We start from the raw sequence: 23,967 nt of genomic DNA, 5'->3' as shown, positions 1-23,967 counted from the left end.
AGCGTTCCGCTTTAAGCCACCAACGGTGAGAGAGCGTCGGACCCTTTAGCCACTAACGGTGAGAGAGCGTCGGACCCTTTAGCCACTAACGGTGAGAGAGCGTTGGTGAGTAAATGATCATTCATGATGATTAAGTGAGCATTTCTTGTTACGGTTGAATCATGGGAACTGCTGACCGCCACCGGCTCATAGGCGAGCTGCTGCGCACACGCGAAGAAGCCACCGTTGAAGAACTCGTGGAAGCTACGGGAGCCTCGGGTGCCACCATCCGCAGGGACTTGGAAGTCCTTGCGGCACATGGAGTCCTGAAGCGCGTCCATGGTGGTGCCCGCAGCTTGCTGGCACGCGGAGACAACCCCGGCTACGGTCAGCGCGAGCTGGAAGACCACCAAGCCAAGACGCGCATCGCCGGCGTTGTTGACCAGCTCATCAAGGACAGGGCCCATGTGTGGCTGGACAGCGGATCAACGGCCACTGAAATTGCGCGCCGGTTCAGTCATCGCGAGCTCACGGTAATGCCCATGTCGTTGCACAGTGTGGAGGCCCTGACGGCCAACGCATCCGGTCGGACACCTGAGCTCATCCTCCCCGGAGGCAGCCTTGTGCCGGGCGAGCAATCCTTCCGGGGACCCATGACCGAAGCCAACATCCGCTCGCTGAGGTTCGACACCGCCGTCGTGACCCCTTGCGCGCTGAACCTCAAAGACGGCCTGCTGGCCCACGATCTTGATGATGCTGCAGTGAAGCGCGCGGGCCTGGAATCCGCGGCCCGGGTCATCGTGGCCTCGTCAGGCAGCAAATGGAATGCCAGCGCGGTGGCCTTGGTGGCAGCCATGGATACCGTGGACGTGATCGTGACAGACCTCAAGCCATCCCCCGAAGATCTTGCCCGGCTCACCAAACTCTCCGTGGAAGTTGTGATTGCATGACCACCAGCATCAAAAGCACCAAAAGCGTCAACGCCGCGGCGGTGGCGACCTTCCTGATCTTCGGCATGAATGGTTTGGTCTTCGCCAGTTGGGCTGCGCGCATCCCGGCCGTCACTGAAGCTCTCAGCCTGACATCCGGCCAGATGGGCACCCTGCTGCTCTGCACCGCGGTCGGGTCCTTGCTGGCTCTGCCGTCGGCAGGCTGGGTGGTAGGCAGGATCGGCACCGCGAACACGGTCCGGGTAGCGGGAATCGTGGCGGGGGCCGCGGGTGCGGCCATTGCTTTCTCGCTGATGGCCGCGTCGGTTCCAGCAACGGCCGTTGCGTTGTTCTTCTTCGGCATCGGTATCGGCCTGTGGGATGTGGCCCAGAATATTGAAGGCGCGGATGTCGAGCACCGTCTCAAGCGCACCATCATGCCGCAGTTCCACGCAGCATTCTCAGGTGGCGCCTTTCTGGGTGCGTTGATCGGCGCCGGCCTTTCCCAGCTTGGCGTTGGGCTCCCTGAACACCTGCTGGTTATCGCTGCCATTGCCGTCACCCTTGCACTGACCGTCCCCAAGTACTTCCTGCCGCACCAGGTTGCGGAAACCAACGACGCCGGCGTGCCGGCTGAGAAGGGCCCCACGGCTTGGCGGGATGCCAGGACGCTGCTCATCGGCGTCGTGGTTCTGGGTGCCACCCTCACTGAGGGTGCGGGCAATGACTGGATCGCCAAGGCTGCCGTGGATGGTCTCGGCGCATCCGAGTCCACGGGCGCGCTGCTGTTTGCGCTCTTTGTTCTTGCGATGACCATCATGAGGTTCCTGGGAGGGAAGGCAATCGACAAGTTTGGCCGGGTCAGCGTCCTCCGGGCCAGCATGGCAGCAGCCGCAGTGGGCCTGGCGCTGTTCGTGTTCGCCGGCAATGTGATCCTGGCCGGTGTCGGCGCCGCACTGTGGGGTATCGGTGCTGCCCTGGCATTCCCCATGGGCATGTCAGCCGCGGCGGACGACCCCAAGCATGCCGCGGCCCGCGTGTCCGTGGTTTCCACCATCGGCTACATCGCGTTCCTTGCTGGACCGCCGCTCCTGGGCTACCTCGGCGACCACACAGGAATCCACTTGGCCTTGCTGGCCATCGGGGCGCCTATTCTGCTCGCTCTCCTGCTTGCAGGCGTCGCGAAGCCTTTGCCCGCCGAAGAGGCTTCCGAGCAGCATTCTCCATAAGGCATATCTTCCGGAATCGCCACCACATCAGCAGTACCACTCCAGCTGCCAGGCACGCCCCGCCTAGGACATCGCTGAGCCAATGGGCCGACAGGTAAGTGCGGCTGATCATCATGGCGACCACACCCAGCACCGCCAGCACGTTGATCCACCAACGTCCGATCAGGAACACCAGGACCATCAGGAAAGCCGTCGTGGCAGATACATGCCCCGATGGGTATGAGCCTGTGTCGGTCAAGACTTCGGCGCCTTCGGGGCGGCTCCGGCCGACCACTGCCTTGGCAAGCTGAGTGACGGCCAAAACTGAGATGCCCGAAGCCGCAGCGAAGACGGCTGCCATGGGGCGTTGAAACACCAGCAAGAAGACCGCGAGCAGCGCGTGGAAGATCAGTACTCCCACATAACCGGCCCAATTGAGGACCGCGTTCACGTCATCCCAGAATGGCGAGTGCAAGGTAAATGAGTATGCCTGCCATATGGTGTCCACACCGTTGAAGGCCGGCTCACCTTGCCCTCCCAGCAGCATGGCGGCCGGAACCGCGAAGGCGCACAGCAGGAGCAGGCCAGGGGTTATCAACTGCCAGTCGGGCCGTTGAGTCCGAAGGATGTCGCGAACCATACTACATCGTAGCCATGGCAGCCCGGCCTAAAACCTTGCCTGCTCCGGCGGTGGCACGCGGCTGGAGCAGGCAGCAAGGGTTACTGTGTTGGGATGCGAGGCTTCGTGGGCAAGGGTCCCAAACGGGTTGCACGGTTGGACCATTTCCTGGTTCGGGCCGTGTCCCGGCAACCCCAGGGCGATCACGATGTCTTCTTCCGCAGGCTCTCTGCCGCTGCCACCAAGGGGAAGCTCTGGTTTGGCATAGCCGGGATCATGGCCGCGTTCCCTGGCAAGCCACGCAGGGCAGCCGTTCATGGTCTCCTCGCGTTGGGTGTCGCCTCAGGCGTCACCAACGTCATCTTCAAGCGGGCTCTCCCCCGGACCAGGCCCCGTCCCGAGCATCTGCCCCTGTTCCGCTTCGTGAATCCCCAGCCAACCAGTTCCTCCATGCCTTCCGGCCATTCCGCATCCGCAGTTGCCTTCGCTGTGGGCACCGGAATAGTGTCCCCCGCCCTCGGAATTGCCCTTGCCCCTATCGCCGCGGGGGTGGCTTACTCCCGCGTGCACACAGGCGCTCATTGGCCCTCCGATGTGGTGCTGGGCTCCGCTCTCGGGGCGGGCGCAGCGCTGGTAACCCGGAAGTGGTGGCCTGCCAGGCCGCCGGAGCCAACGCCTCGCCGCACTCCGGTGGAGGCGCCCGCAATTCACGACGGCGAGGGCCTGAGCATTGCTGTCAACGTCATGGGTGGTTCCTACACCCCCGAGACTGGCGAATTACTGAGGGGTGTATTCCCAAAGGCGCATATTCAGGAAATTGCCGAAGGCGAAGACATCGCTGCAGAAATGGAGGCCGCAGCAACCCGTCCAGGCACCGTTGCGCTGGGCGTATGGGGCGGTGACGGGACGGTTGGCACAGCCGCCGCTGCCGCCGTCGAGCATTCACTCCCGCTCCTGGTTCTCCCGGGCGGAACCCTCAACCACTTCGCCCGCGATCTGGGCACCAGCTCGATCGACGACGCTGTGGATGCTGTGACCAAAGGGCACGCAGCCACGGTTGATCTGGGGCACGTTGTGATGCAGCGGGGGCTGCCTGATGTGCCGGAGACAACCGAGCTGGCCATGTTGAATACTGCCAGTGTTGGCGTGTATCCGAATCTGGTCCGCAGGCGTGAGCGCCTGCAGCCAGCGCTCGGCAAGCCGCTGGCTGGGCTGGCGGCATCGCTCCGCACATTCGGCGTGAACTCGCCCACCACCCTTACCGTGAATGGGGTGAAGCACAAACTGTGGATCCTGTACCTGGGCCGGGGCCGGTTTTACCCCCGTGACCATGCGCCGCTTCGCAGGCCTGTGCTCGACGACGGTGTCCTGGACGTTCGCATGATTACAGCGGACGAGCCCTTTGCCCGTCTTCGCTTGCTCTGGGCGGTGGTGACAGGAACCGTCGCGGCGTCCAAGGTCACCCATCTGACCGAAGCCACCACCATCACTGTTGAAGCTGTGGGGGAACCCTTGGTTCTGGCGGTGGATGGCGAACCGAAGCCCGGAGTCCGCCGTGCAACGTTTGCGGTGAAACCGCGGGAACTACGCGTGTACTCGCCATTGCCTGCCGATTGATGTGCCGTGACGCCCCGCGCGTCATCCGCGAGGACTACCCTGACTTGACCCTGAATCATCCCTGAGACAGGCGATTTACTTCCCCTCCGTGAGTAGCGTGGTGAGTACATTCAAAACTCACCTGCACACGCATGTGTGCTCCGAGGAGGGAACGCTTCCATGATCGAAGCAAAAGGCCTGACAAAGGTCTACGGCGAGAAGACCGCCGTTGGCGGTGTCAGTTTCACTGTCCAGGCCGGCCGCGTGACGGGCTTCCTGGGCCCGAACGGTGCCGGCAAGTCCACCACCATGCGCATGATCATGGGGCTTGACCGTCCCACGTCCGGAGACGTCGCGGTTAACGGCCTCCACTATGCGCAGCACAAGGCGCCTCTCCACCAGGTGGGGGCGCTCCTGGATGCCAAGGCCGTCCACACGAGCCGCAGCGCCTACAATCACCTGCTGGCCATGGCCGCAACACACAGCATTCCCACCTCTCGGGTCCACGAAGTCATTGAAATGACGGGCCTTGGTGCCGTGGCCAAGAAGAAGGCCGGCGGGTTCTCGCTGGGCATGGGGCAGCGGCTGGGAATCGCGGCTGCGCTGCTGGGTGATCCGCAAACCCTGATCCTGGACGAGCCGGTCAACGGCCTGGACCCCGAAGGCGTCCTCTGGGTCCGTAACCTTGTCCGGTACCTTGCGAGCCAGGGTAAGACCGTCTTCCTCTCCTCCCACCTGATGAGCGAAATGTCGCAGACTGCCGACCACCTGATTGTGATTGGTCGGGGACGGATCATCGCCGACGCTCCTGTGCAGGACATCATTGAAGGCGCCCAGCAAGCCAAAACCCTGGTGCGGACTGCCGCCGCGAGCCAACTGTCCGCCCTGCTCGTGGGAGATGGGGTCCGCGTTGATCAGAGCCAGACTGAAACACTTGAGGTAACAGGCCTGCAGCCGCGTGACATTGCCCAGGTAGCCCTGGACAACAACGTGTTGGTCTACGAACTGACCCCGCAGGTTTCGTCCCTCGAAGACGCCTACTTCAACCTGACCAAGGATGAGGTGGAGTACCACTCGCACATGTCCGGCGAGCCGGTCGCTGCTGCCCCGGAAGGAAAGTAAGGACGATGAGCACATTGACTGAAAACCGCACCAACGCGCCCGCCCACGCATCCGCAGGCGTCCGCGGAGTCACCTTCGGCGGAGTTGTGAAGTCCGAGTGGATCAAGCTCCGCTCCCTGACGTCCACCGTCATTCTTCTTGCCGTGACCCTGATTGCCACGGTCGGTGTCGGCGCCCTGGCCGTGCTCATCCGCTTTACCTTCCTGGATCAGATGATCCAGCAGGCAAAGGACGCGGGTCAGCCGGTTACCCCTGAGATGTTGACGCAGTCGTTCCCCCCGGGCTCAGGGTTTGACCTTTACAACCTGCCCAACGCCGGCATCCAGATCGGCACCCTGGTTCTTGGCTCCCTCGCGGTCTTGTTCATCTCTTCCGAGTACGCCACCGGCATGATCCGTTCAACCATGAACGCCGTTCCCAAGCGCATTCCGGCTTTCGCCGCCAAGGCACTGATTCTGGTGGTCATTTCCTACGTCATTACCACCATCGCTGCCGTGCTCACGTTCCTGATCGCCATGCCGGTGTTCCAGGGCCTGGACATTGACCTTGATTGGTCCACTGACGGCGTGATGTACAGCATCTTCACCGGCGGTCTCTACGTTGCCGGCGTGGCACTGATCGGCCTTTCGCTGGGTACTTTGCTCCGCAACTCGGCCGGCGGGGTGACCGTGCTGGTCGCTTTGTTCTTCGTGCTGTCGATTGCATCGGGCTTCCTGTCCTTGGTACCCGGTGACTTCTGGAAGTACGTTCCCCAGTACATCCCCAGTGAGGCCGGCGGCCGATTCCTCTCCATCGGCCACATTGATGGCATCATTGACCCTTGGCAGGGTGGCCTGATCTTCCTGGGTTACGTACTGCTCTTCTTCATTCCCGCCATGTTCGTCATCAAAAAGCGGGACGTCTAGGACGGGCTGCCGTCTAGGCTCAATCCATGACTGAAGCTTCACAGGTGAAGGACGCATCGGCCCCCGCGGCCGATGCGTCCTTCGCTGAAATTGCCCAGCGTCGCAGGGGCAGGATCCGCCGCTACTTCTACAAGCGGCCTCGTGCGATGGATGCTGTGGTGGTTCTCTGCTACGTGCTGTTGGCCCTGCCCACCATCGTCAGCTCCATCGTTGATGGCAAGTGGCCCGTGGCGGTGCTGCTTGCGTTGATCGCAGCTGCGCTGATGTTCAGGCGACGGTTCCCCCTACAGGTGGTTGCCGCCGTCGGCCTGTTGGAAGTTGCCGCCACCATCCTGAACCCCTGGGGCTCAAACGTCTCCGCCGGGCTGTGGTTCGCGCTCTATGCGTTTGCTTCCATCAAGAAGCGCGGGATCGCCTTGGTGGTTTTTGCTGCTGCAAGCCTGCCGCTGAGCCTCCTGTACTTATTCATGTGGACGTCGCCCAGTCAGATGGGCACGCTGCAGGATGTTCCGGAGAACTTCCACCTGATCAACAACATCGCCACCGCGATCACCATCATGCTGTCCAACCTCCTGGCCACGGGAATTGGCATTTCCGTTCGTCAGCGCAGGGAGCACGAGGCCGAGATCGCCGCATGGGCGGCCCGGACCACGCAGTTGGGCAAGGTCACGGAGCGCAACCGGATCGCACGGGAAATGCACGATGTTGTGGCGCACTCTTTGACGGTGATGATCAGCCTCTCCGATGGCGCGGCCGTGGTGGTCAAAAAGGATCCGGAGCGTGCCGGGGAAGTCCTCAGCGAACTGTCGCGGACCGGCCGTGCTGCCTTGGCAGACATGCGCCGCGTCCTGGGTGTCCTGCGCGATGATTCCGGGCGTCCGGCGCCACTCACGCCGCTGGAGTCAGGGCACAACCTCACCAAACTACTTGAGGGCTTCAGGACGGCGGGCCTGCCTCTGCATTATGCGCATTCCGGGCCTGCCCTGCCCGCAGATCCGGCGTTTGAACTCACCGTCTACAGGATTGTCCAGGAGTCGCTGACCAACGTGCTGCGGTACGGCCGCTCGCTGGGCCGGGTAGACGTACAGGTGGCTCGCGACGGTGATCGGGTCACCATTGAGGTGCTCGACGACGGCCGCGGAACCCGGGAGGCTGGCAGCGACTTCGTGGGCAGCCTCGGCACGGGCCAAGGCATCGCCGGGATGAATGAACGCGCCGGAATCTATGCTGGAATCGTTACTGCCGGTCCAGGTAAACGGGGAGGCTGGGCGGTCCACGCCGAGCTCCGCTGGAACGGTGACAAGGGGGAATCATGACAGGCGAGATCATCAAAGTGCTGCTCGTGGACGATCAGCCGCTGCTGCGAATGGGCTTCCGGCTCATTCTTGAAGGCGAAGAAGATTTCCACGTGGTGGGCGAGGCGTCGGATGGGATTGAGGCAGTCCGCCAGGTTGCGGCCCTCCAACCGGATGTGGTGCTGATGGACGTTCGCATGCCCACCATGGATGGGATTGAGGCGACGCGTCGCATTTCCGATTCCGGTTCCGAGTCCCGCGTCATCATCCTCACCACCTTTGACCTGGATGAATACGCCTTCACTGGTTTGCAGGCGGGAGCGTCGGCATTCCTGCTGAAAGATGTTGCCCCGTCCGAACTGGTCCACGCGGTACGGCTCGTTGCCAGCGGCGATGCAGTGGTGGCTCCGCGGGTGACCCAACGGCTCCTGGAGACGTACGTCCGCGGGGGCGTGGTCCCCGGCCACTCGCCAAGTCCGCACAGGGATCCGCTCCTGGATGAACTCACTCCGCGGGAAACCGAGATCCTCACTACCATCGCCGAGGGATTGTCCAACGCGGAGATTGCCCACAAGTTCTTCCTCTCGGAGGCTACCGTGAAGACCCACGTCCGCCGGATCCTCAGCAAGCTGCAGCTCCGGGACCGTGTGCAGGTTGTGGTGTACGCCTACGAAACCGGGCTCGTGGTGCCGAGCAACCCGGATTACTGACGCCGTCCCGTGCGAAGTCGCACGGATTCACAGCGCCTCCATAGTCTTCCCATGTACAACTCGTAGCCGGCGCGCGTTTCATGGATGCATGACTTCTCCTCAACAGCCCTCCACGGAACCTGCCGGCAAGGACCAGCCTCATCCCAATCATGACCGCGGCCTTGAGTTCGACCTCTCCACCCTGTTGAGTCGGCGCCGCACCCTGGGGGTTCTCTTCGGAGCGGGGACGGCAGCGGCCTTGGCGGCCTGCACCCCGGGAACGGGAGGCAGCAACGGCAGCAGCGCGACGCCGTCGAGCACTTCCAGCGCTACCGTCACCGCGACGGAAAGTACGACGGCGGCCGCGTCGCCTTCGGCGTCGAGTACGGTCACCCGTGCCCTCGCGGAGTGCGGTGTGGAGATCCCTGAAGAGACGCTCGGGCCCTATCCCGGAGACGGTTCCAACGGGCCGAACGTCCTCGAAGCATCAGGGGTGGTCCGCCGCGACATCAGGTCCAGTTTTGGCGCGTCCACCACCAAGGCCGAGGGCGTGCCCCTGACGGTGACCCTGACGCTGCTGGACAACGCGAACGGTTGCTCCCCGCTGGCTGGGGCTGCCGTGTATGCCTGGCACTGCGACCAAAACGGCAAGTACTCGCTCTATGATGCGGGCCTCGAGGACGAGAACTACTTGCGTGGGGTGCAGGAAACCGACGCCAATGGGCAGCTCACCTTCAGCACGATTTATCCAGGTGCGTACAACGGCCGCTGGCCACATATTCACTTTGAGGTATTCGAATCGATGAGCAACACTTCAGCTGCCGGGCAAGTGCTGGCGGTTTCGCAGATCGCACTGACTGATAAGGCCTGCAAGGAGGTGTATGCCACCGCCGGCTACGAATCCAGTGCCCGGAATTTCCCCAATACCACCCTGACCTCGGACAACGTCTTTGGTGATGACGGCGGCATATACCAATTGGCGACTATGTCTGGTTCCGTGGCGGGCGGCTACACGGCCGCGCTGAACGTCACCGTATAGGCCGATCGGCCGGGAAAGCGGGACTAGACTCGGGGGCATGCCTTCGAATGCCTCCGCAGCAGTTGACCACATCACGGATCTCGGCGCTTACGTTTCGGCGTCGCCTTCAAGCTTCCACGCGGTCCACGAAGCCGCGGGTCGTTTGGATTCGGTAGGTTTTACCGGCCTTGATGAACTGCAGCCGTGGGATGGCGGTGCAGGCAAGTTCTATGTGATCCGCGATGGCGCGCTGATCGCCTGGGTGACTCCGGGGAACGCAGGGCCCACCACCGGATTCAACATCCTGGGTGCCCACACTGATTCGCCGTCCTTCAAGCTCAAGCCAAAACCAACCACGGGAAAGTTCGGTTGGTTGCAAGCCGGCGTCGAGGTATATGGCGGACCGCTCCTGAACTCCTGGCTGGACCGGGAATTGCAGTTGGCCGGCCGGTTGGTGCTGCGCGATGGCACCCAGCACCTGACTGCCACTGGTCCGCTCCTTCGCTTCCCGCAGCTTGCGATTCACCTGGACCGCGGGGTCAATGACAATGGCCTGCACCTGTCCAAGCAGCAGCATATGAATCCCATTTTCGGCCAGGGCGATCCCGCCGGGGAGGATCTCCTGACGCTGCTGGCCGATCGTGTTGAAGGCGCCAGCGTTGATGCTGCTGACATCGGAGGGTACGACGTCGTGGTGGCAGACACGCAGGCACCTGCGGTTTTTGGGGCCAAGGGAGAGTTCTTCGCCTCCGGCCGCATGGACAACCTGTCCTCCACGCATGCCGGCTTGGTGGCATTGATTGCGCACGCTTCATCCACACCTGCTGATGGACCGATCGCAGTCCTCGCGGCCTTTGACCATGAGGAGATTGGCTCCAACTCGCGTTCGGGCGCTTGCGGCCCCATTCTGGAGGACATCCTTGTGCGCATCTCGGATGGCCTTGGCGCGTCGCCGAGCCAGCGGCGGCAGGCCCTGGCGGCGTCGTTCTGTGTTTCTGCGGACGCCGGTCACGCCGTCCACCCGAATTACGCGGAGAAGCACGACCCCGCAAACAAGCCCGTGCTGAACGGCGGTCCGCTGCTGAAGATCAACGCCAACCAGCGCTACGCCACGGACGCCACGGGAGCTGCTCTGTGGGCCCGCCTGTGCGATGACGCTGATGTGCCGTATCAGGAGTACGTTTCCAACAACGATCTTCCGTGCGGCTCCACCATCGGCCCCTTGACCGCAACCCGCCTGGGTATCCGGACGGTGGATGTAGGCATCCCTTTGCTGTCCATGCATTCTGCGCGTGAACTGTGCGGAGTGGAAGATCCCAGGAGTTTGGCCCGCGTGGCGGAGCTGTTCCTCCGGACCACCGTCTGATCGAAAGCCTCAAGCAGTCATTTCAGGGGTATTTCAAATGTTTCCTATAGGAAACATTGGATGCTTCTTGGGTTACATTTTGTGCACAGTTCCTGTTTCAGGGCCGTCAAAATGTTTGCTTGCACAGGATCGGCGTCGGGGTAGCAGGTTAGCGTGAATTAGTCATGTGGCCCGTGGCACACCACTGTGGCCAACCCCAAACCTAAAGGACGGCGCCGATTCATGCACGCTGACCAACAGCTTTCAAAGTCACTGAAGCCACGACACCTCTCCATGATCGCCATCGCGGGCGTCATTGGAGCGGGCCTGTTCGTTGGCTCCGGTGCTGCCATTCAGCAGGCCGGCCCGGGCATCCTCGTGGCCTACCTGGCTGCAGGCCTCGTAGTCATCCTCGTCATGCGCATGCTTGGCGAGATGGCTGCCGCCAACCCGGAGACGGGCTCGTTCTCCACCTACGCAGACAAGGCCCTTGGCCGCTGGGCAGGGTTCAGCATTGGCTGGCTCTATGCCTGGTTCTGGATCATCGTCCTCGGCATCGAGGCAACGGCGGGCGCCGCCATCATGCACCGCTGGGTTCCCGGCGTCGATCAATGGATCTGGGCATTGGTGCTCATGGTCCTGCTGACCCTGACCAACCTTGGCTCCGTGAAGTCCTACGGCGAGTTTGAGTTCTGGTTCGCGTCCATCAAGGTAGCTGCCATCGTCATCTTCCTCCTGGCCGGCATCGCCGCGATCCTGGGCCTTATGCCGGGCGTTTCCGCGCCGGGCGTCGCCAATCTCCTGGACCAGGGCGGTTTCATGCCCAACGGCCCCGGTGCTGTGCTTGCAGGCATCCTCGTGGTGGTCTTCTCCTTCTTCGGCGCCGAAATCGCCACCATCGCTGCCGGCGAATCGGAGAATCCCGTGGACGCCGTCAAGAAGGCTGTGAAGTCCACTGTGTGGCGCATCCTGATCTTCTACATCGGATCCATCGCGATTGTTGTGACGCTCCTGCCGTGGAACGACGCCTCAGTTGCCAAGAGCCCGTATGTTGCCGTGATCGAGCTCTATGGAATTCCGGGCGCCGGCACCATCATGGACATCGTTGTCCTCACCTCGGTGCTCTCCTGCCTGAACTCCGGGCTCTACACGGCCAGCCGCATGCTGTTCTCGCTCTCGCAGCGCGGCGATGCTCCCAAGTCGTGGATGAAGATCTCCAAGCGCGGCGTTCCGGCTGCAGCAGTCCTCGCATCCACCGTGGTTGGCTTCGTCACGGTGGGCCTGAACTACATCGCCCCGGACACTGTGTTCCTTTTCCTTGTGAACACTTCGGGCGCCATCGCACTGTTCGTATGGCTGGTCATTGCGACGTCCCAGCTGATCCTGCGTCAACGCATGGGTGCTGCGGCCAAGGACCTCGACCTCAAGATGTGGTTCTTCCCGTACCTCACGTGGATCGCGATCGGTGCAATCGTGGCGCTGATTATCGGGATGGTCATCATCGAATCCACTCGTGAATCGCTGTTCCTGTCCCTTGCTTTGGCAGCTGTCGTGGTGGCCATTGGCGTGTTCCGCTACCGCAAACGTGGTGCCACCCCGCCCGAGGCACCCACTGCGGAAGCCGAAGGCGCCACCATCGGTTCCGGTCCGGCGTCGTAAGCGCACTCAACGTAGCGGGGCAGCTGCCGTCAAAGTTCGACGGCGGCTGTCCCGTTTCGCTTTAACCGCAGCTCCGCAGCGCTTACTGTGCGAGGCCGATGACCAGGTTGATGGTGACCGCAAGGATGACAGTGCCGAACAAGTAGGACAGCAGGCTGTGCTTCAGGGCCTCGGCTCGGATCCGATGGTTGCCGAGGTTGGTGTCCGATACCTGATAGGTCATGCCAAGGCTCGTAGCGAGGTAGGCAAAATCCGTGTACTGGGGCGGGCGGTCCTGGTTGAAACTGATGCCACCCACCTCACCACCGGCGTCGGCCTCAGGGCTGTAGTAAAGCTCCGCGTACCGCAGGGTGAAGAGTGTCTGAACCAGCATCCAGGACAACGCCACGCAGGCGAGGGCCAGGGCCGCGGAGTACAGGCGGGCGTCCGTCCCCTCGGTGTGCGAATTGACGATCACGGCGGCAGCGGCGGCGATGCTGGCAAGGTTCGCGATCAGGATCAGAAGGTCCGTGACTCCCCGGGATGGGTCCTCCGAGGTTGCGTGCTGCTGGGTTTGGCCGGGATCCATCCGGGCTATCACCAGCCAAACCCAGGTGACGTAGATGAATGCAGCGGTGGCCCAGCCGACCGCTGGCGCGTCCACCCAACTGCCGGTGGAGCCCGTGGCGATGACTGCCAAAGCGGCTGCCACCACCATGACGATGAAGCGCAGCCGGGAGCGCCTCACTCTGACCTCTTTCATCTGCCCACCCTAGCCATTGGGGCCTTCGGTTGAGGACGCATTCGCGGCCTCGCGTTCCTTGGCCTGGAGCACCCCGTCCCGAACGCCGGCGCGGATCACGAAATACAGCGCATAGAGCGCAATCGCAGCGAAGACGACGGTCAGAACCAGGGTATTCAGGGGTGTGGCGTCCATGGCCCCACCCTAACGGGATGCCATCAATCTGACAGGAATCCACGGAATGCCGTTCCTCGTGTTAGTGTCTTTGTCGCTGTCGAGGAGAAAAACGAAACACTGTTTCTCCTGATCACCTTGCGCGGGTGGCGGAATGGCAGACGCGCTAGCTTGAGGTGCTAGTCCTCGAAAGGGGGTGGGGGTTCAAGTCCCCCTCCGCGCACAATGAACCCCCGGAAGGTCATCTTCCGGGGGTTTCGTCGTATCCATGGCCAGCCGCGGGCTTATGCGCCGGGCATGGGCGCATGCGCCGGGTGCGGGTCTACGCGCCTGGCCTGGGCGCAAACATGATGACTCCCACCCCAATGATGCAGATCGCAGCACCGATCACGTCCCAGCGGTCCGGGCGGAAGCCGTCAACCAGCATTCCCCAAGCCAGCGAACCGGCGATGAACACCCCGCCGTAGGCGGCGAGTACGCGGCCAAAGTGCGCATCCGGCTGGAAGGCCGCAAAGAACCCGTAAATCCCCAGCGCCACGATTCCCAGCCCGGCCCACCACCACGCCTTGCCCTCGCGGACGGCCTGCCAGATCAACCAGGCTCCACCGATCTCTGCGACGGCGGCCAACACGAAGAGAACGATGGACTTCAGGACGGTCATGAGTCCAGTATTCCGTGCTCCGTCGCCGGGTTATCCACATAGCCAACCTGGCCGGTTCCAGCCATCGGTACCCTCGAATAGCTTTGGGTGCAGGAGATGCACTAAGATATTGAAGTCTGTGTTGCGCCCTCCTTCCGAGTCTTCGGCGGGGGAGCGAGCCACAGCATCGCAAATGAACCTCCTGTTACGGAAATACCGTAACCGCTTAGCCCAAAGGAGGTGGGTTCACATATGCGTCCTTACGAATTGATGGTAATCATCGACCCCGAGGTCGAAGAGCGTACCGTAGAGTCGTCGCTTCAGAAGTTCCTCAATGTCATCACCACCGATGGTGGAACCATCGAAAAGGTTGACATCTGGGGCCGTCGCCGTCTGGCATACGACATCAAGAAGAAGTCCGAAGGTATCTACGCAGTGGTGAACTTCACCGCAGCACCGGCTACCGCCAAGGAACTTGATCGCCAGCTGTCTCTCAACGAGACGATCATGCGCACCAAGATCATCCGCCCTGAAGACCAGAAGGTCGTTGCTGAGTAATCAGCCCCTTCCAGATCTTTAACCCGCAGGAACGAACAAGGAGGCAGTAGATGGCAGGCGAAACCACTATTACGGTCATCGGTAATCTCACCAATGACCCCGAGCTGCGGTTCACCCCGTCTGGCTCAGCAGTAGCGAACTTCACCATCGCTTCTACTCCCCGGACCTTTGACCGCCAGTCCAATGAGTGGAAGGACGGGGAAACCCTGTTCCTCCGCGCATCGGTATGGCGCGAAGCAGCCGAGAATGTGGCCGAGTCCCTCACAAAGGGCATGCGCGTCATCGTCTCCGGCCGTTTGAAGAGCCGTTCTTACGAAACCAAAGAAGGCGAAAAGCGCACCGTAATCGAGCTTGAGGTCGATGAAATCGGCCCCAGCCTGCGTTACGCAAACGCCAAGGTCAACCGTACCCAGCGCTCCGGCGGTGGCCAGGGTGGCTTCGGTGGCGGTAACGCTGGTAACTCCGGTGGCTTTGGAGGTGGCGCTCCTGGTGGAAACCAGGGCGGTAACTCCGGTGGAACCTGGGGCGGCAACCAGCCCGCACAGCAGCAGGATGACCCTTGGGCAACGCCCGGTGTCAGCAATGCTGGCGGCTGGGGCAACGGCCCGGATTCCGAACCTCCCTTCTAAACAAAAAATAAAAGTCCGACGCCGGACGCTCACCGAAACTGCCGAAAGGCACCGTGGTGACAACCGCCGTCGAACACCACCATCCCGTGGATCAATATCCACGGGCTCCATAGAAAAGGAGCTCCACGATGGCTAAGGCTGAACTCCGTAAGCCCAAACCAAAGTCCAACCCCTTGAAGGCCGCTGACATCACTGTCATCGACTACAAGGACGTAGCGCTGCTGCGCAAGTTCATCTCCGACCGCGGAAAGATCCGCGCTCGTCGCGTTACTGGCGTTACCGTTCAGGAACAGCGCAAGATCGCCCAGGCAATCAAGAACGCCCGCGAAGTTGCTCTGCTGCCTTACTCCGGCGCTGGCCGCGGCTAAGGGAAGGGATTAACTAACATGGCAAAGCTCATTCTGACCCACGAAGTAACCGGTCTCGGTGCTGCTGGCGACGTTGTGGAGGTCAAGGACGGTTACGCACGTAACTTCCTGCTCCCCCGCGGCTTCGCTCTGACCTGGAGCAAGGGTGGCGAGAAGCAGGTTGAGTCCATCAAGGCTGCCCGCGCTGCTCGTGCGCACGCTTCTGTTGAAGCTGCACAGGCACAGGCCCAGGCTCTGTCCTCCAAGAAGGTCAAGCTCGAGGTGAAGGCCGGCGAGTCCGGTCGTCTCTTCGGCACCGTCAAGCCTGCTGACGTCGCTGCTGCTGTTGAGGCCGCTGGCCTCGGCGCCATCGACAAGCGCAACGTTGAACTGCCGAACCACATCAAGTCTGTCGGTTCGTACACGGCCAACGTTCGCCTGCACGAGGATGTTTCTGCTGTCATCGACCTCGAGGTTGTTGCTGGCAAGTAGTCTCTGACTGCAAGAAGGCCCCCACTGCCGGTTTCCGGTGGTGGGGGCTTTTCTGTTCCCACAATGCCGTATCGGCAAGGGTTTCAGGGAGTGTGGATCTCCGTCATGGTGTGGTGGTATCCACTGCGGATCATCTCGGCGAGCACACCCCGGTCCACGTCGTCGAGCTTGTTGATGTAGAGGCACGCGGTGCTGGTTTTGTATTTGCCGAGTTCGGGAAGCAGGCGGTCGGCATCAGAGCCTTCCGTCACGCCGTACAGGACCAGGTTCGCTTTGCGCGGTGAGAAGCCGATAGCAGCGGAGTCACCTTCGCGGCCACTGTCGTACTTGTAGTGATAGCTGCCGAATCCAACGATGGTTGGACCCCACATCACCGCCTCCTGGCCCGTGAGTTCACGCATCATGTCCAGCAGTTCAAAGCCGTCCGCCCGTCGCACGGGATGCTCCACAGCTGCCAGGAACTCCTCCACGGAGACGTGTGTAGGTTGGGTCTTGTTCTCTGCCATGATGGTAGTTTCGCAGACGCGGGGCGGCCCTGCCAGCGTCCGGTGATAGCCTGCAGCGGTGACTTCAGTAGCCCTCCGCATCCGCCCGTTCCACCAGGTCGACGTCTTCTCCGAGGTGCCGTATCTCGGCAACCCGCTCGCCGTCGTCGTCGATGCCGAAGGCCTCGGTACGGAGGGTATGCAGCACTTCGCCAACTGGACCAACCTGTCGGAGACCACCTTCCTCCTGCCTCCTACGCATCCTGAGGCGGACTACAAAGTGCGGATCTTCACGGGCAGCGAGGAATTTCCCTTCGCGGGCCACCCCACACTGGGTTCTGCGCATACCTGGCTCCAGGCAGGGGGAGTGCCCAAGACTGAAGGCGTCCTGGTTCAGGAGTGCGGCGCGGGTTTGGTGAAGGTGAAGCACGACGCCGGTCGCTTGGCCTTCGCTGCACCGCCACTGACCCGGTTTGGTCCCGTAGGGGACGACGTTCGTGCACAGCTCGCGGCCGGTTTGGGGCTTCCATTGGATGCGCTGCTGGACGCCTCGTGGTTGGTTAATGGTCCGGAATGGATCGGGGTGCTGCTCAGCTCGGCGGAGGAAGTGCTGGCCATAGAGCCGGACATCGTCGCGATGGGTGACCTCAAGGTTGGCGTGATCGGCCCGCACCAGCCAGGTGCCGGCGTTGATTTTGAAGTCCGCACGTTCATCCCTGGCGATGCCATGGTGGAGGATCCGGTGACAGGCAGTTTCAATGCGGGTGCGGCTCAATGGCTGATCGGCAGCGGGAGGGCACCTGAGGAGTACGTCGCTGCGCAGGGCACTGTGCTGGGCCGAGCGGGGCGGATTCATGTCCAGGCTGCGGATGGCGAGATCTGGGTGGGCGGAGCATCCGCCACGTGCATCCAAGGCACGGTGCTGCTCTAATCGGCCAACCGGGCCGTCAGCCGCGCTTTGGCCGCGTCAGCACAACCACCAGGAAAATTCCGGCGCTGAACACCGCCTGCACCGCCACCACTGACCACGGAACGTATCCAAGGTAGAGGGCAACCATCAGCGGAACCATGGCCAGGATGGTCACGTCCAGTCCGCGCATCAGTGAACCCAGTTGAGCCCGGGGGACAGGACCGAACGGTGTTTCCACCGGCGGCGCCGACCAATCAGGCGCGGTCCTTGTGGCCGCCCGGAGGGTACCGGCGCCCATGCCCACACCAGCAAGCGCACCGACTCCCATCAGGGCTGGATTCGCGGCGCCGAGCAGGACCAAAAGTCCGCTGAGCAGGGTCATCCACAATGCCATCGCAGCACAGGGCATGAGCGTCCGGCTGCCGCGTACCAGCGCCGGGTGAATCGGCAGCAGGGCGTCGAGTTCAGGAACCAAGGCGGTCTTTCGGCTGACCGTTCCCATGCCTGAAGACGTGGCGCACCCGGCGATCATGATGACCGCCAACTGGGCGAACTCGGGCAGGCCACCGTCCACCAGGAGGATGGCGATGCACGCTGCAATCCACAGGACCGGCGGCAGGATTGGCGGATTGAGTCTGAGGAAGGCAACCACGTCCGCACGGATCAGCGCCGTGAGCGGGCCGTGCGCAGGCCGGGCGTAGAACCTGGCTGCCTTGCCGCCGTCGAGCCTTTTCTGGCTGCCACCGAGGGCGCGAAGCACCTCATTGGTGTCCATCATGAACAAGGAGGCACCCGCGTGCCCTGCCACTGCGCCGCCTCTAACCAGTTCGTCGCCACGTACCATCCCGACGCGAGGCACCACCAGCGCCACGAGTCCGACGGCGGCAGCGATCGCCACCGCTGTCGGGAGCGGCGACGGCCATAACGCGGTGAGGAGTGAGCATCCGAGGAGAATCGCCGTCGTGATTGCCTTCCCCAGGCGTGACTCCAGTAGTCCCAACTGCTGCACGGCAGCCAGGACTACGGCCAAAGCGGCGCCGGCGCCGAAGGTGAGGGCGGCGGGCACATGTTCCACGGGAGCGCGCCCAACGGCGGTCACCAAGCTGAAAGGGAGGTAGAAGACCGCCGCACCAGCTGTGGTGATCGCCAGCTTTCGGAGGAAGGTGGGCAGGACCATGGGGCGTCGATCGACGGGAAGGGTCAACCACCAGGTGGCCTCGGCTCCATTCGCGGTCATGGGGCCGAGCTTCCTGGCAAGGTTGCTGATCACCAGGAGGACCGCGAACGTCACGCTGGTCCACAGGACGGGCTCCGGGAGCACAAGCCATTGTTCCTGGATGATGCTCCCGGCTGACGACGCCCGGAGGGCAATCTCGTTGCGGAGAGCCAGCACGAATGAGGCTGCGATGGTCAGAGACACGGCGATGCCCAGCCCCCAGCTGTAGGCATCGACGAATCGCGTACCCCACGAAATCCGGCTGCGCTGGTAGCGCCGGGCAGATCGGCGGGTGAAGCGAACAATGTCAGTGGCCAGTTGGCGGCCTTGGCGGGTGTTTTCGAGTATTGGCACGTCAGGAGCCGGCAATGATCGAGGCCCCCTGTCCGGGATCGAACTCCTGCACTTCTTCGTCAATAACCAAACACGACGACGCCGTGGCGAGCAGCAGCTGCGGATCGTGGGTCACCAGCAGCACCGCACCCCCGCTTTTGGCATGCTCAGCGATGCGAGCTCCGAGGGCAACGCGCATCTGCGGATCGAGCCGCTGTTCGGGCTCGTCCAGGATCAGTAACGACGACGGCCGGATGAGTCCCGCAGCGAGCAACAGCCTGCGCCGCTGTCCGGAAGAGAGAGCATCGGGGATTGCATGGGACCTGCCCATCAGTCCAAAGAATTCGAGCTCTTCTTCAACGCGCGACTCTGGATCATCGAGGGAGTGCCCTCGGGCTATCAGGAGCAGATGTTCCCTGACCGTGAGCGATGGGAAGAAGAGGTCGTCATCAAACACCGCAGAAACCTGGCGGCGGAACGGCACGGCATCTGGATCGATCAGAAGGCCATGGACCTTCACGTCTCCGGCCAGCGAGGCCTGCCTTCCCGCGATGGTCCTGGCCACCGTGGATTTCCCTGCGCCGTTGACGCCGACGATTCCCAGGACTTCACCGGCCTCCACCGACGCGGAAACTTCGCCGCACACCGGAGCCCCGGCATAGCCCACCAGCAGGCCTTCGGCCTCCAAAACTGTCCCCATGGTGCAACCCTACCGGCGGGATTGGCGCCACCCCGCCGCAGCGTTTAGCGTGAGTCCTATGTCAGCATGCGATATCCGCGAGTACATCGGCATGCGAATGGCGTACTGGGCCGCTCCTGCGACGCGTGGAATGGAGGTTGTGGACATCCTGGGCCCACTGCTGAAGACCCTGCGGGACACCACGGGGGAGACGGCGTGCTTCTTCAAGGCCGAACAGCATTACCGGGTGTGCGTGGCCATGGCAGATACCCACCACGCACTGCGCCGCGAAATGCATTTGGGAAAGATCGTTCCACTCTACGCAGGCTCGGCGGGGAGCCGGCCTGGTAGGAGCAGTCACCATCAGCGGCCCAACCCTGCGCATGCCGCTGGAGACCTGCGAGTCTTGGGTGGAGCCTTTGCTGGCCACTGCGGAACACATGACCAGATTGATCGGTGGCCGGTTCACGGCGAAAGCTAGAAGGGAAGACGGACAGATGCGTGACTTTGAGACGTTGGTAGCCGAGGCTGTGGAGGCCGACGTCAACGGTTGGGGATTCGACTGGCTGGAGGGGCGGGCGGCGGAAGAGCGGCCTCCGTGGGGGTTCGCCACGTTGTTGGCCAGCCGCCTCACCACAGTCGGGAGCGCCCTGGACCTCGATACGGGTGGCGGAGAAGTTTTGTCCGAAGCCTCCGCATTCCCCGGGCGCATGGTTGCCACGGAGGGATGGCCGCCAAATGCGCAGCGCGCACGGGAGTTGCTGGGCCCGCGAGGGGTGGACATCGTTGAAACCGAGGGACCTGCCCTGCCGTTTCCCGATGGCTCGTTTGAGCTGGTGACAGCACGGCACCCCGTCCGTCCGGATTGGAACGAGATCCACCGGGTCCTTGCTCCCGGTGGCCACTACTTCGCCCAGCACGTTGGGGCGGCTTCCGCCTTTGAACTCATTGAATACTTCCTGGGCCCGCTGCCCGAACAGCGCAAGGGCAGGGACGCCCGAGCCGAGGCCGCCGCAGCGGAGGCGGCCGGCCTGACCGTAGTGGATCTCCGGATCGCCCGGTGCCGCATGGAATTTTTCGACGTCGGTGCAGTGGTGTGGATTTTGCGCAAATGCGTGTGGTGGGTACCCGACTTCACCGCCGAGCTCTATGGGGGCAAGCTCAGGGAACTGGATGCGCAGATGAGGGCGGGCCGGCCTTTTGTTGCTCACTCAACCCGGCATTTGATCGAAGCCCGGCGGTAGGACCTTCCCGGGGGCTCATCCCGGGTCTACCCGTGGCTCCACGGCTTTGCGAATAGTATGGGAACTTCCGAGGGGTAACAACCGCCTGTAAGGGACCTCGCAATGACCAGGAGCTTGTTATGGATTCTGCCCGGACCTTTGAGTCGATCGTCATCATCTTTAATCCCAACAGCACCGGTGATGCGCCTGAGCTGGCGCAGCAGCTGCATGATGACCTGAAGGGTCTTCTCACTTACCAGCCCCGGATCACCCTGCAGCCCACTGAGCACGCGGGCCATGCCGTTGACCTGGCGCGTGAAGCAGCGGCAGAGGGCGGGGATGTCCTGGTGGTGTCCGTGAGCGGCGACGGTGGTTACAACGAGGTGGTCAACGGGGTCATGCAGGCTGACAACCCACAGGCCGTCTGTGCAGTCCTGGCCGCGGGTAATGCCAATGACCACAGCAGGATCATTGGTACCAAACCGCTGGAACAGGCAATCGCCGATGGTCGCGTCCACAACATTGACCTTCTGCGCATCCACACCGGCCAGAAGGAAGGCGACCCCCACGAGTATGCCCACTCCTACATCGGTTTTGGGCTCACTCCGGTGGTGGCCACGGAACTCGAAAAAGGCAGCAAGGGTGCCTTGAAGGAAATGGTCACGGTGATCAAGACTTTCTCCGAGTTCAAGCCATTTGCCATTCGCCAGTCCGATGGGAAGCGGCGCAAGTTCGACAGCCTTGTGTTCGCCAACATTAATGAGATGGCCAAGTACGCCACCTTGAGTGAAGCAGACACCATTCCCTCGGACGGTAAGTTCGAGGTCATCGTCTTCCCGCACATGCCCAAGTGGCGTGTACTGCTCACTGCCTTGCGGGCAACCACCCAGGGCTTGGGCGACCAGCCCAGTGTGGAGAGCTACGAATTTACTACCCTCAAGCCGCTGCCGTACCAGATCGATGGTGAGGTAAAGAGCGTCGAAGCCGACGTCAAGGTCAGGGTGGAAAGCGCCCCATCGGCACTGGCAATCCTGGGATAGTTGTGGCCCGCTGCTGGTTCTTCTAGATTGGTCGTCATGGTGGCCGAAGAATGGGCGGAAGACTTTGAGCAGCTCGTTGACCTCATAGGTGGTACGGAGGACGTCAAGGCCTTCCTGGATGGCTTGACGCATTTCGCTGCGGGCACGGTCAGCCGGGCCACCAAGGCTCACATCGAGTGTGCGGTGACTTTGCGTCGACGTAAGCGCACCGCCACTATCGGGGGCAGCAGCGAACGGGCCGTGGTGTTGGACCGGATTGAGCAGGCGTTGGGTGAAGGTCCCTGCGTGCAGGCCCTGGACAGTGGCGTGCCGGTGCTGCTTGGCGACGTCCATTCGGACCCGCGCTGGCCGCGGTATTCAAAGGCGCTTATTGCCGAGGGTATCTACAGTGCCTTGGGTGTTCCCATGACCTTGCCGGACGATTCTGCGGCAGTTCTGAATTTCTTCGCGCCGCAGCCGGGCCTGTTCACCGAAGGCGTGGTTGGCGATGCCGTGCTGTTTGTTGAAATGGCGAGCAAAGCCATGCGCCTTGCCATCAGGCTGGCAGCATCGGACCAACGCGGCGATGACCTCAAGGCGGCAATGGAGAGCAGGACTGTGATTGATCTGGCCTGCGGCATGATCATGGCCCAGAACCGTTGCAGCCAAGCCGAAGCGTTCGACGTCCTTCGCCGGGCCTCCAGTGACAGGAACCAGAAGCTCTACGCAGTGGCTTTGGAGATGGTTTCGCGAGTTTCCGGACAGCAGCAACCGGCTGCCCACTTTGACGACTGAACGGTTACTGCTTGGCGCACGCCGCAGTGACGAAGTCGTAAATAAGGCCCCGTAGTTGGTTCGGGGCGGGGATCTTTACCAAACCCTGCCGTTCGCCCATCTTTATTCGTAAAGGCAGAAGCGTTCCCACCTTGTCCTCGGCCACGGCGTGCGGATCACACCGCGCGGGACGGATCCGCAGAGCCAGCTCGCGTCCGCTTCCGCCCGATGCAACCTCAATATCCCGTGGCCAGGGATCGGTGGGGGTCTCCGCCAGGAGCGTTGTTTGGTCGATCGACTCAACACTGAAGCCCGCCGTCGTCGCACCGGTCGGAGACGGCGAAATGACCAGACGCACGACGGCGGTGCGGGCGTCGGGTGCCACCTCAAGAGTGGGGTCCAGGGCCATGGTGGCGACGGCGGCAACGTCTGCCGAGAGGCACAGCTCGCCAGAGTTTCTGGCCAGGACCCCGAAGGGATCATCAGCGCCGGTGGTCGCCTCAGTGGACTCCTTGCCCGGCTCGGAGAAGCGGACTGTGGCACTGGGCCCTTCTGCGGCATCGGTTGATGCATGACACGCTGGGGCCGGCAAGCGGGCCGGGAGGCTCTTGGGCTGGCGGGGTGGGAGTTTCAAGGCTTCCGTCTGCTCCCAGGAGATGTCACCGTTGAACAGTGGTGAGGTCAGCCGGGCTCCAGTGACGGTCAGTTCTGCATCGGTGGTGTTGGTCAGTTGTATCAGGACGGCTTGTTTGCCGTATTGGTCCCGGGACTGGTTGACCTCGATGGTGATGGGCGGCGGTTCCGCACTGGTTGTGGCTGCGTTGTCGGCACCTGAACGATTACAGGCGGCCGTGACCAGCGTTGCCGCCAGGACCGTCATGCACGCCGGAATGGAGCGCCACCGTCCCGTCGTCACCTTCCGGCCCATCATGCGATCAGTGTAGGTGGCAACCGTTTTGGATGTCGGCACCATCACGTAAAGTCACGGATAGCTGGGATTCCCTTCCACAAGCAGTCAAAGACGAAAGGCGAGACGATGTCGTTCCAGGCCTACCTCGACGCCATTGAAGACAAGACCGGACTCACTCCGCGGCAACTCGTGGAGATCGCCGAAAGCAAGGGTTTCAAGGACCCTGCCGTCAAGGCCGGAGCCATCCTGGAGTGGCTCAAGACGGATTACGATCTTGGCCGCGGTCATGGGATGGCTTTGGTACACGTCATCAAGAAGGGGCCACAGATCGACAGCAAGCACGTGGGGTCGGACGGAACACACCGGGACGAGTCGGACACTCTCTGGTTGGACGGCAAGGCCAGTAAGCCCAACCCCTGAGGTGAAGCCTATGGCGAGTGAACAATAAGCATGCTTAGCTTAGGGTCATCGCCGCGGCCATCCGCGTCAGAAA

At 62.4% G+C, this 23,967-nt stretch carries 28 protein-coding genes and 1 tRNA gene; 21 read left to right on the top strand and 8 right to left on the bottom strand.

The features are described from left to right. Positions 1 to 161: 161 nt before the first annotated feature. Positions 162 to 929, top strand: a complete 768-nt coding sequence (locus BMY91_RS11840) for a DeoR/GlpR family DNA-binding transcription regulator (protein ID WP_090822099.1) — start codon at positions 162 to 164, stop codon at positions 927 to 929. Further along, positions 926 to 2,137 carry an MFS transporter gene (locus tag BMY91_RS11835; RefSeq protein WP_090822097.1) on the top strand — a complete coding sequence of 404 codons (1,212 nt, stop codon included), beginning with the start codon at positions 926 to 928 and terminating at the stop codon, positions 2,135 to 2,137. The genes BMY91_RS11840 and BMY91_RS11835 overlap by 4 nt, the downstream gene beginning before the upstream one ends. Here BMY91_RS11835 and BMY91_RS11830 read toward each other — a convergent pair. Next, complete coding sequence (locus tag BMY91_RS11830) at positions 2,058 to 2,756, bottom strand: phosphatase PAP2 family protein (RefSeq protein ID WP_143054067.1); 699 nt, start codon at positions 2,754 to 2,756, stop codon at positions 2,058 to 2,060. The two genes, BMY91_RS11835 and BMY91_RS11830, sit on opposite strands and share 80 nt — an antisense overlap. Positions 2,757 to 2,849: 93 nt before the next feature. Between BMY91_RS11830 and BMY91_RS11825 the strand changes: the two genes are divergently transcribed. The 8 genes from BMY91_RS11825 to BMY91_RS11790 all read left to right on the top strand — a co-directional run bounded on the left by BMY91_RS11825 (position 2,850) and on the right by BMY91_RS11790 (position 12,364). Continuing rightward, entirely contained in the window at positions 2,850 to 4,352 is a 1,503-nt protein-coding gene (locus tag BMY91_RS11825; protein ID WP_090822095.1) for a bifunctional phosphatase PAP2/diacylglycerol kinase family protein, read from the top strand. Positions 4,353 to 4,511: 159 nt separating this feature from the next. After that, on the top strand, positions 4,512 to 5,453 hold the full coding sequence (locus BMY91_RS11820) for an ABC transporter ATP-binding protein (protein ID WP_090822093.1): 942 nt from the start codon (positions 4,512 to 4,514) through the stop codon (positions 5,451 to 5,453). Between the two features lie 5 nt (positions 5,454 to 5,458). Next, on the top strand, positions 5,459 to 6,358 hold the full coding sequence (locus BMY91_RS11815) for an ABC transporter permease (protein WP_090822091.1): 900 nt from the start codon (positions 5,459 to 5,461) through the stop codon (positions 6,356 to 6,358). 26 nt (positions 6,359 to 6,384) lie between these two features. Beyond that, a complete protein-coding gene (locus BMY91_RS11810) occupies positions 6,385 to 7,674 on the top strand; it encodes a sensor histidine kinase (protein ID WP_090822089.1) in 1,290 nt (429 codons plus the stop codon). Next, entirely contained in the window at positions 7,671 to 8,363 is a 693-nt protein-coding gene (locus BMY91_RS11805) for a response regulator (RefSeq protein WP_090822087.1), read from the top strand. Before BMY91_RS11810 ends, BMY91_RS11805 begins: the two co-directional genes overlap by 4 nt. Positions 8,364 to 8,451: 88 nt before the next feature. After that, the gene (locus BMY91_RS11800) at positions 8,452 to 9,381 is read left to right on the top strand and encodes an intradiol ring-cleavage dioxygenase (RefSeq protein ID WP_090822085.1); all 930 of its coding nucleotides are present in this window, start codon (positions 8,452 to 8,454) and stop codon (positions 9,379 to 9,381) included. Positions 9,382 to 9,418: 37 nt separating this feature from the next. Then, positions 9,419 to 10,726, top strand: a complete 1,308-nt coding sequence (locus tag BMY91_RS11795; RefSeq protein ID WP_090822083.1) for a M18 family aminopeptidase — start codon at positions 9,419 to 9,421, stop codon at positions 10,724 to 10,726. A gap of 222 nt (positions 10,727 to 10,948) precedes the next feature. Continuing rightward, positions 10,949 to 12,364 carry an amino acid permease gene (locus tag BMY91_RS11790; RefSeq protein ID WP_090822081.1) on the top strand — a complete coding sequence of 472 codons (1,416 nt, stop codon included), beginning with the start codon at positions 10,949 to 10,951 and terminating at the stop codon, positions 12,362 to 12,364. Positions 12,365 to 12,446: 82 nt separating this feature from the next. Here the strand turns inward: BMY91_RS11790 and BMY91_RS11785 are convergent, their stop codons facing one another. Together BMY91_RS11785 and BMY91_RS23120 are read right to left on the bottom strand one after the other, a co-directional pair. Next, entirely contained in the window at positions 12,447 to 13,106 is a 660-nt protein-coding gene (locus tag BMY91_RS11785) for a DUF1345 domain-containing protein (RefSeq protein WP_177179906.1), read from the bottom strand. 9 nt (positions 13,107 to 13,115) lie between these two features. Then, positions 13,116 to 13,280, bottom strand: a complete 165-nt coding sequence (locus BMY91_RS23120) for a hypothetical protein (RefSeq protein ID WP_175538704.1) — start codon at positions 13,278 to 13,280, stop codon at positions 13,116 to 13,118. A gap of 119 nt (positions 13,281 to 13,399) precedes the next feature. On the opposite strand from BMY91_RS23120, the gene BMY91_RS11780 reads away from it, so the two are divergent. Continuing rightward, a tRNA-Leu gene (locus BMY91_RS11780) sits at positions 13,400 to 13,482 on the top strand. 99 nt (positions 13,483 to 13,581) lie between these two features. On the opposite strand, the gene BMY91_RS11775 is transcribed toward BMY91_RS11780, so the two are convergent. Continuing rightward, positions 13,582 to 13,920, bottom strand: coding sequence for a YnfA family protein (locus tag BMY91_RS11775; RefSeq protein ID WP_090822079.1), 339 nt, complete (start codon positions 13,918 to 13,920; stop codon positions 13,582 to 13,584). Between the two features lie 231 nt (positions 13,921 to 14,151). Here BMY91_RS11775 and rpsF point away from each other — a divergent pair, with 231 nt between their 5' ends. The 4 genes from rpsF (at position 14,152) to rplI (ending at position 15,925) form a co-directional block, all read left to right on the top strand. Beyond that, on the top strand, positions 14,152 to 14,457 hold the full coding sequence (gene rpsF, locus BMY91_RS11770; protein ID WP_011776755.1) for a 30S ribosomal protein S6: 306 nt from the start codon (positions 14,152 to 14,154) through the stop codon (positions 14,455 to 14,457). A 50-nt stretch (positions 14,458 to 14,507) separates the two neighbouring features. Then, on the top strand, positions 14,508 to 15,086 hold the full coding sequence (locus BMY91_RS11765; protein WP_090822077.1) for a single-stranded DNA-binding protein: 579 nt from the start codon (positions 14,508 to 14,510) through the stop codon (positions 15,084 to 15,086). 128 nt (positions 15,087 to 15,214) lie between these two features. Next, positions 15,215 to 15,454 (top strand): 30S ribosomal protein S18, encoded by a 240-nt coding sequence (rpsR, locus tag BMY91_RS11760; RefSeq protein WP_003800144.1) that lies wholly within the window; start codon positions 15,215 to 15,217, stop codon positions 15,452 to 15,454. Positions 15,455 to 15,472: 18 nt separating this feature from the next. Beyond that, positions 15,473 to 15,925, top strand: coding sequence for a 50S ribosomal protein L9 (gene rplI / locus BMY91_RS11755; RefSeq protein WP_090822075.1), 453 nt, complete (start codon positions 15,473 to 15,475; stop codon positions 15,923 to 15,925). Positions 15,926 to 16,008: 83 nt separating this feature from the next. Here rplI and BMY91_RS11750 read toward each other — a convergent pair whose 3' ends face one another. After that, positions 16,009 to 16,431, bottom strand: coding sequence for a DUF1801 domain-containing protein (locus BMY91_RS11750; protein WP_090822073.1), 423 nt, complete (start codon positions 16,429 to 16,431; stop codon positions 16,009 to 16,011). A gap of 58 nt (positions 16,432 to 16,489) precedes the next feature. Here BMY91_RS11750 and BMY91_RS11745 point away from each other — a divergent pair, with 58 nt between their 5' ends. Further along, a complete protein-coding gene (locus BMY91_RS11745) occupies positions 16,490 to 17,341 on the top strand; it encodes a PhzF family phenazine biosynthesis protein (protein ID WP_090822071.1) in 852 nt (283 codons plus the stop codon). A 16-nt stretch (positions 17,342 to 17,357) separates the two neighbouring features. On the opposite strand, the gene BMY91_RS11740 is transcribed toward BMY91_RS11745, so the two are convergent. Both BMY91_RS11740 and BMY91_RS11735 read right to left on the bottom strand, forming a co-directional pair. Beyond that, on the bottom strand, positions 17,358 to 18,890 hold the full coding sequence (locus tag BMY91_RS11740; protein ID WP_090822611.1) for a DUF6297 family protein: 1,533 nt from the start codon (positions 18,888 to 18,890) through the stop codon (positions 17,358 to 17,360). Between the two features lies 1 nt (position 18,891). Next, positions 18,892 to 19,569: an ABC transporter ATP-binding protein gene (locus BMY91_RS11735; RefSeq protein WP_090822069.1), complete on the bottom strand. Its 678-nt coding sequence runs from the start codon at positions 19,567 to 19,569 to the stop codon at positions 18,892 to 18,894. A 58-nt stretch (positions 19,570 to 19,627) separates the two neighbouring features. Between BMY91_RS11735 and BMY91_RS11730 the strand changes: the two genes are divergently transcribed. From BMY91_RS11730 to BMY91_RS11715, 4 genes are all read left to right on the top strand, one after another. Then, positions 19,628 to 20,029, top strand: coding sequence for an IclR family transcriptional regulator (locus BMY91_RS11730; RefSeq protein WP_256212711.1), 402 nt, complete (start codon positions 19,628 to 19,630; stop codon positions 20,027 to 20,029). A gap of 16 nt (positions 20,030 to 20,045) precedes the next feature. Then, positions 20,046 to 20,792, top strand: coding sequence for a class I SAM-dependent methyltransferase (locus BMY91_RS11725; RefSeq protein ID WP_090822609.1), 747 nt, complete (start codon positions 20,046 to 20,048; stop codon positions 20,790 to 20,792). Positions 20,793 to 20,911: 119 nt separating this feature from the next. Beyond that, a complete protein-coding gene (locus BMY91_RS11720) occupies positions 20,912 to 21,811 on the top strand; it encodes a diacylglycerol/lipid kinase family protein (protein WP_090822067.1) in 900 nt (299 codons plus the stop codon). A 36-nt stretch (positions 21,812 to 21,847) separates the two neighbouring features. Then, the gene (locus BMY91_RS11715) at positions 21,848 to 22,585 is read left to right on the top strand and encodes a GAF and ANTAR domain-containing protein (protein WP_090822065.1); all 738 of its coding nucleotides are present in this window, start codon (positions 21,848 to 21,850) and stop codon (positions 22,583 to 22,585) included. Positions 22,586 to 22,589: 4 nt separating this feature from the next. On the opposite strand, the gene BMY91_RS11710 is transcribed toward BMY91_RS11715, so the two are convergent. Further along, a complete protein-coding gene (locus tag BMY91_RS11710; protein ID WP_256212710.1) occupies positions 22,590 to 23,495 on the bottom strand; it encodes a hypothetical protein in 906 nt (301 codons plus the stop codon). 105 nt (positions 23,496 to 23,600) lie between these two features. On the opposite strand from BMY91_RS11710, the gene BMY91_RS11705 reads away from it, so the two are divergent. Continuing rightward, a complete protein-coding gene (locus BMY91_RS11705; RefSeq protein ID WP_090822063.1) occupies positions 23,601 to 23,894 on the top strand; it encodes a DUF4287 domain-containing protein in 294 nt (97 codons plus the stop codon). Positions 23,895 to 23,967: the final 73 nt, after the last annotated feature.

The sequence above is a fragment of the Arthrobacter sp. yr096 genome (genome assembly GCF_900108925.1).
Lineage (GTDB): Bacteria > Actinomycetota > Actinomycetes > Actinomycetales > Micrococcaceae > Arthrobacter.
This window is presented reverse-complemented; position numbering and strand designations above follow the sequence as displayed.

Excerpts from the sequence above, each read along its gene's own strand:
- rpsF (WP_011776755.1), top strand. The coding sequence starts at position 14,152 with ATGCGTCCTTACGAATTGATGGTAATCATCGACCCCGAGGTCGAAGAG.
- BMY91_RS11805 (WP_090822087.1), top strand. The coding sequence starts at position 7,671 with ATGACAGGCGAGATCATCAAAGTGCTGCTCGTGGACGATCAGCCGCTG.
- BMY91_RS11790 (WP_090822081.1), top strand. The coding sequence starts at position 10,949 with ATGCACGCTGACCAACAGCTTTCAAAGTCACTGAAGCCACGACACCTC.
- BMY91_RS11735 (WP_090822069.1), bottom strand. The coding sequence starts at position 19,569 with ATGGGGACAGTTTTGGAGGCCGAAGGCCTGCTGGTGGGCTATGCCGGG.
- BMY91_RS11835 (WP_090822097.1), top strand. The coding sequence starts at position 926 with ATGACCACCAGCATCAAAAGCACCAAAAGCGTCAACGCCGCGGCGGTG.
- BMY91_RS11715 (WP_090822065.1), top strand. The coding sequence starts at position 21,848 with ATGGTGGCCGAAGAATGGGCGGAAGACTTTGAGCAGCTCGTTGACCTC.
- BMY91_RS11785 (WP_177179906.1), bottom strand. The coding sequence starts at position 13,106 with ATGAAAGAGGTCAGAGTGAGGCGCTCCCGGCTGCGCTTCATCGTCATG.
- BMY91_RS23120 (WP_175538704.1), bottom strand. The coding sequence starts at position 13,280 with ATGGACGCCACACCCCTGAATACCCTGGTTCTGACCGTCGTCTTCGCT.
- BMY91_RS11710 (WP_256212710.1), bottom strand. The coding sequence starts at position 23,495 with ATGATGGGCCGGAAGGTGACGACGGGACGGTGGCGCTCCATTCCGGCG.
- rpsR (WP_003800144.1), top strand. The coding sequence starts at position 15,215 with ATGGCTAAGGCTGAACTCCGTAAGCCCAAACCAAAGTCCAACCCCTTG.
- BMY91_RS11725 (WP_090822609.1), top strand. The coding sequence starts at position 20,046 with ATGCGTGACTTTGAGACGTTGGTAGCCGAGGCTGTGGAGGCCGACGTC.
- BMY91_RS11815 (WP_090822091.1), top strand. The coding sequence starts at position 5,459 with ATGAGCACATTGACTGAAAACCGCACCAACGCGCCCGCCCACGCATCC.
- BMY91_RS11830 (WP_143054067.1), bottom strand. The coding sequence starts at position 2,756 with ATGGTTCGCGACATCCTTCGGACTCAACGGCCCGACTGGCAGTTGATA.
- BMY91_RS11825 (WP_090822095.1), top strand. The coding sequence starts at position 2,850 with ATGCGAGGCTTCGTGGGCAAGGGTCCCAAACGGGTTGCACGGTTGGAC.
- BMY91_RS11750 (WP_090822073.1), bottom strand. The coding sequence starts at position 16,431 with ATGGCAGAGAACAAGACCCAACCTACACACGTCTCCGTGGAGGAGTTC.
- BMY91_RS11705 (WP_090822063.1), top strand. The coding sequence starts at position 23,601 with ATGTCGTTCCAGGCCTACCTCGACGCCATTGAAGACAAGACCGGACTC.
- BMY91_RS11720 (WP_090822067.1), top strand. The coding sequence starts at position 20,912 with ATGGATTCTGCCCGGACCTTTGAGTCGATCGTCATCATCTTTAATCCC.
- BMY91_RS11730 (WP_256212711.1), top strand. The coding sequence starts at position 19,628 with ATGTCAGCATGCGATATCCGCGAGTACATCGGCATGCGAATGGCGTAC.
- BMY91_RS11840 (WP_090822099.1), top strand. The coding sequence starts at position 162 with ATGGGAACTGCTGACCGCCACCGGCTCATAGGCGAGCTGCTGCGCACA.
- BMY91_RS11795 (WP_090822083.1), top strand. The coding sequence starts at position 9,419 with ATGCCTTCGAATGCCTCCGCAGCAGTTGACCACATCACGGATCTCGGC.
- BMY91_RS11800 (WP_090822085.1), top strand. The coding sequence starts at position 8,452 with ATGACTTCTCCTCAACAGCCCTCCACGGAACCTGCCGGCAAGGACCAG.
- BMY91_RS11775 (WP_090822079.1), bottom strand. The coding sequence starts at position 13,920 with ATGACCGTCCTGAAGTCCATCGTTCTCTTCGTGTTGGCCGCCGTCGCA.
- BMY91_RS11820 (WP_090822093.1), top strand. The coding sequence starts at position 4,512 with ATGATCGAAGCAAAAGGCCTGACAAAGGTCTACGGCGAGAAGACCGCC.
- rplI (WP_090822075.1), top strand. The coding sequence starts at position 15,473 with ATGGCAAAGCTCATTCTGACCCACGAAGTAACCGGTCTCGGTGCTGCT.
- BMY91_RS11765 (WP_090822077.1), top strand. The coding sequence starts at position 14,508 with ATGGCAGGCGAAACCACTATTACGGTCATCGGTAATCTCACCAATGAC.
- BMY91_RS11810 (WP_090822089.1), top strand. The coding sequence starts at position 6,385 with ATGACTGAAGCTTCACAGGTGAAGGACGCATCGGCCCCCGCGGCCGAT.